Here is a 4,292-nt window from a genome sequence, read left to right as displayed (position 1 = left end):
GTTGGCCAGGCCGTCAGGCATGGCTGGATTTATTGCTAAGGGGGTCGGATTTAACGTGGATGAATCAGCACGCAGTGATGAACGGGATTCGGAAGGGGCACCCTTGCGGCGCGGCGATGTATACATCGCTAACGTGCCTTGGTCATTTATTGCAAGAAGGGAGAGGTAGCATTTTGATAGCAAAAAAGTAGCAAAAGGATAGCAACCGAAAGACCAGAAGACTCTGGAGATAGCAAAAAAGTAGCAAAATGGTAGCAAAAAGATAGCAAACATGCGGGAGCTAACCAGGAGTCTTTAGCGGGCCGGCGGTACTCCAAAAACACATCTTGTCCCGCTGTTTTGTGAATAAGCCAGCATAGCTGTGGGCACAAAACATTTCCTGTCCGCTGCTTTAACCTTTGTAATCCAGGAACGTCAGGTGACGTCACTTTGCGGCGTTAGCCCTATCCTGCATCGTATTAAAAAATGCAGCACTGGCGCGTACGGTGCCGAAGATAAGTCCGGGGATATTCCGCTTCCTCGCTCACTGACTCGCTACGCTCGGTCGTTCGGCTGCGGCGAGCGGAGGGAACGGAGACATTAAGGCACAGGCAATGAGAGAGGATCGAGAGGCAAAAGAAAAGGCCGCGGCGTTGCCGGTTTTCCATAGGCTCCGCCCCCCTGACAAGCATCACAGAATCTGACGCTCAAATCAGTGGTGGCGAAACCCGACAGGACTTAAAGATACCAGGCGTTTCCCCCTGGTGGCTCCCTCGTGCGCTCTCCTGTTCCTGCCTTTCGGTTTACCGGTGTCATTCCGCTGTTATGGCCGCGTTTATCTCATTCCACGCCTGACACTCAGTTCCGGGTAGGCAGTTCGCTCCAAGCTGGACTGTATGCACGAACCCCCCGTTCAGTCCGACCGCTGCGTCTTCTCCGGTAACTATCGACTTGAGTCCAAGCCGGAAAGACACGACAAAGCGCCACTGGCAGCAGCCACTGGTAACTGATTTAGAGGAGTTAGTCTTGAAGTTATGCGCCTGTTAAGGCTAAACTGAAAGAACAGATTTGGTTACTGCGCTCCTCATAAGCCAGTTACCACGGTTCAAAGAGTTGCAGCTCTGAGAACCTTCGAAAAACCGCCTTGCTGGGCGGTTTTTTCGTTTACTGAGCAAGAGATTACGACGCTACAGAAAGGATCTCAAGAAGATCCTTCACCATAATGGAAATCTATCCCACCCGAGCATATAGGATGCATATCGTTATAAAACATCGGATATTATGCATCCCAACTAAAAATAAGCTCGAGGATAAAAAATGAGTTCAATGGTTTACTGCCGAGGATGCGGCAAGGAAATACACGAAACAGCAAAGTCATGCCCACACTGCGGAGCCACAAACGCCTCTTCAGGTTCAGGTGAAAAAAGTAGAATCGCAGCCGCGCTATTAGGGAAGGTGCGAATAAGCGGGGAAATTCTTCTCGGTTGACTCAGTCATTTCATTTCTTCATGTTTGAGCCGATTTTTTTCTCCCGTAAATGCCTTGAATCAGCCTATTTAGACCGTTTCTTCGCCATTTAAGGCGTTATTCCCAGTTTTTAGTGAGATCTCTCCCACTGACGTATCATTTGGTCCGCCCGAAACAGGTTGGCCAGCGTGAATAACATCGCCAGTTGGTTATCGTTTTTCAGCAACCCCTTGTATCTGGCTTTCACGAAGCCGAACTGTCGCTTGATGATGCGAAATGGGTGCTCCACCTTGGCCCGGATGCTGGCTTTCATGTAACCGGGCAAACAGACGCATGGAGGCGATTTCGTACAGAGCATCTTCGATCGCGCCATCGCTCAGGTTGTACCAATGCTGCATGCAGTGAATGCGTAGCATGGTTTCCAGCGGATAAGGTCGCCGGCCATTACCAGCCTTGGGGTAAAACGGCTCGATGACTTCCACCATGTTTTGCCATGGCAGAATCTGCTCCATGCGGGACAAGAAAATCTCTTTTCTGGTCTGACGGCGCTTACTGCTGAATTCACTGTCGGCGAAGGTAAGTTGATGACTCATGATGAACCCTGTTCCATGGCTCCAGATGACAAACATGATCTCATATCAGGGACTTGTTCGCACCTTCCCTAAATCTGATAGTCGGTCTACAGATAGATCAATCTGGCGTTCAGATTATTCTTACTTTCTTGTATCATCCGACCACTGCAACCAATCAGGCAGAAATTTACTGCGCTCCAAAAAGAAGAACGGTTATGTCAGCGATGGATTTCAAGAAAAACACGGACCTCGATTTTCCCCGTTATGCCACTCCGGCGGTAAGCACCAAAGAGATAGATCTCCTGGGGTTGTTAGACGTACTTCTGGCAGCCAAAAAACGTATTGTGACGATCGTCCTGGCGTTCGCCGTAGTAGGGTTGGCCATTGCGTTTTTAATCCCGCAAAAATGGACCAGTAAAGCCGTGATCACGCCGGCCGAGCAGACGCAGTGGAACACGCTGCGCCAGATGATGGTGACGCTGCAGGTGCTGGACGTCGACGCGAAGGTGAGCCGTGGAGACGTGTTTAACCTGTTCATCAAAAAGTTTCAGTCGCAGTCGCTGCTCGAAGAGTACATGAAAACCTCCCCGTACGTGATGTCTCAGCTGGAAGGCACCGAGGTAGACCCGCTGGAGCTGCATCGCGCGGTGGTGAATATTGCTGAGAAAATGAAAGCGACAGATAACACGCAGGTTAAAGACGCAGACAAAGCGCCGTATACCTCATGGACGCTGAGCTTTACCGCCCCGACGGCGGGAGACGCGCAGACGGTTCTGGAAGGTTACATCAACTATATCTCCCGCATTGTTGAGCAGGAGACGATGGAAAATATCCGTAACCAGATCACGCTGAAAACGAAAGTCGTTCAGCAGCAGCTGGAGCTGGATCGCGTGCGTCTGACCAATATCCACAACACCAACCTGCAGCGCCTCAACTATTCGCTGGAAGTGGCGAACGCGGCAGGCATTAAGAAGCCGGTTTACAGCAACGGACAGGCGGTAAAAGACGATCCTGACTACTCCGTGGCGCTGGGTGCTGACGGTATTGCGCAAAAGCTGCAGATTGAAAAGAATCTGAAGGACGTGGCCGAGCTGAATGCGGATTTCCAGAACCGTGAATACTATCTGACTCAGTTGCAAAAACTGTCCGTGGAAGACGTGAAGCTTGAACCCTTCAGGTATCAGCTTTCACCGTCACTGCCGGTGAAAAAAGACGGTCCGGGCAAAGCCCTGATTGTGCTGCTGGCAGGGATTCTGGGCGGCCTGTTTGCCTGCGGCAGCGTGCTGCTGCGTGAGGCAATGCTCTCGCGTAATCCGTTGCCAGAGCCGATAACGGCCGTAACGCCAGCAACAGAGTAACGACGATATTAAAAAGGCGCTGATTCAGCGCCTTTTTTTATTTCAGGAAATCGTCGCGCACCGGCGTAAAGGTATCCAGAAGGGTGCCGGGCTTCAGGCAAATGCAGCCGTGCATCACGTGCGGCGCTTTATAGAGCGTATCGCCCGCCGTCACGATCTGCTTTTCTTCACCTATCGTAAACTCGAACTCCCCGGAGAGCACATAGGTAAGCTGTTCATGCGGGTGATTGTGCATCGGGCCAATCGCACCCTGCTCAAAATTGACCTCCACCGCCATCATCTTTCTTAGCATTCTTCCTTGGTGGATTTGGCGTACATAAATTTTACTTAGGTAAAATAGGACAGGGATTCCTGTATCTAATTTTTTGCTGGACATTCATACCCGCGATCATCGCGTTTATTGAGTTTATTATTTATCTATGCGATTCCGATGAAAAATTCGCAAGAAAATATGGCTAACTCATAGCAAAAAAGCCCTGCGGGGCTTTTTTTGTACCAGTCTGTGAGGCAGATTTACCATAACATCCGTTGCGTGCACCGCCTGAGAGGCTCTCAGGGCGTTTCTGGGTCTTCCTGCCTGTTTCCGACACTTCCCTGTGCCTATATCGTGAAAAAACGCGCCTGATGATTCTGGCGCGTCTGCATGGCTATGCACACACATGCATGGCCGGGATTTTAGCGGCTAAAATCCGGCTGGACGCCCAAAAGCACCACTGAACCTCACGAATAACGCCTCACGGGTGTGCAGTTTACTGTGCGGCCGTGAGGCGTTGGCCAGGCCGTCAGGCATGGCTGGATTTATTGCTAAGGGGGTCGGATTTAACGTGGATGAATCAGCACGCAGTGATGAACGGGATTCGGAAGGGGCACCCTTGCGGCGCGGCGATGTATAATACATCGCCGCGCCGCAAGGGTG

3 protein-coding genes and 2 pseudogenes are annotated in these 4,292 nt (G+C 51.1%); 2 read left to right on the top strand and 3 right to left on the bottom strand.

Annotation, left to right across the window (positions count from 1 at the left end; genetic code table 11):
• Together FTV32_RS17360 and FTV32_RS15860 are read right to left on the bottom strand one after the other, a co-directional pair.
• A partial coding sequence (locus FTV32_RS17360) for a hypothetical protein (RefSeq protein ID WP_218947432.1) occupies positions 1-273 on the bottom strand: 273 nt, incomplete at its 3' end.
• Positions 274-1,576: 1,303 nt separating this feature from the next.
• Positions 1,577-2,039: pseudogene (locus FTV32_RS15860) on the bottom strand (transposase).
• A gap of 194 nt (positions 2,040-2,233) precedes the next feature.
• On the opposite strand from FTV32_RS15860, the gene wzz(fepE) reads away from it, so the two are divergent.
• Positions 2,234-3,376, top strand: coding sequence for an LPS O-antigen length regulator Wzz(fepE) (gene wzz(fepE) / locus FTV32_RS15855; protein WP_021544858.1), 1,143 nt, complete (start codon positions 2,234-2,236; stop codon positions 3,374-3,376).
• Positions 3,377-3,413: 37 nt separating this feature from the next.
• Here the strand turns inward: wzz(fepE) and FTV32_RS15850 are convergent, their stop codons facing one another.
• Positions 3,414-3,653, bottom strand: coding sequence for a cupin domain-containing protein (locus FTV32_RS15850; RefSeq protein WP_218945200.1), 240 nt, complete (start codon positions 3,651-3,653; stop codon positions 3,414-3,416).
• Between FTV32_RS15850 and FTV32_RS15845 the strand changes: the two are divergent.
• Positions 3,653-3,835: pseudogene (locus tag FTV32_RS15845) on the top strand (TM2 domain-containing protein); the annotation flags it as partial. The gene FTV32_RS15850 and the pseudogene FTV32_RS15845 sit on opposite strands and share 1 nt — an antisense overlap.
• Positions 3,836-4,292 lie beyond the last annotated feature (457 nt).

Source organism: Acinetobacter sp. YH16032, assembly GCF_013417345.1.
Classification (GTDB): domain Bacteria; phylum Pseudomonadota; class Gammaproteobacteria; order Pseudomonadales; family Moraxellaceae; genus Acinetobacter.
The sequence above is the reverse complement of the archived record's forward strand: the minus strand, read 5'-3'. Positions and strand labels throughout refer to the sequence as shown.

What these genes read in the sequence shown, in the direction of transcription:
- FTV32_RS15850 (WP_218945200.1), bottom strand. Translation starts at nt 3,653, where the DNA reads ATGGCGGTGGAGGTCAATTTTGAGCAGGGTGCGATTGGCCCGATGCAC.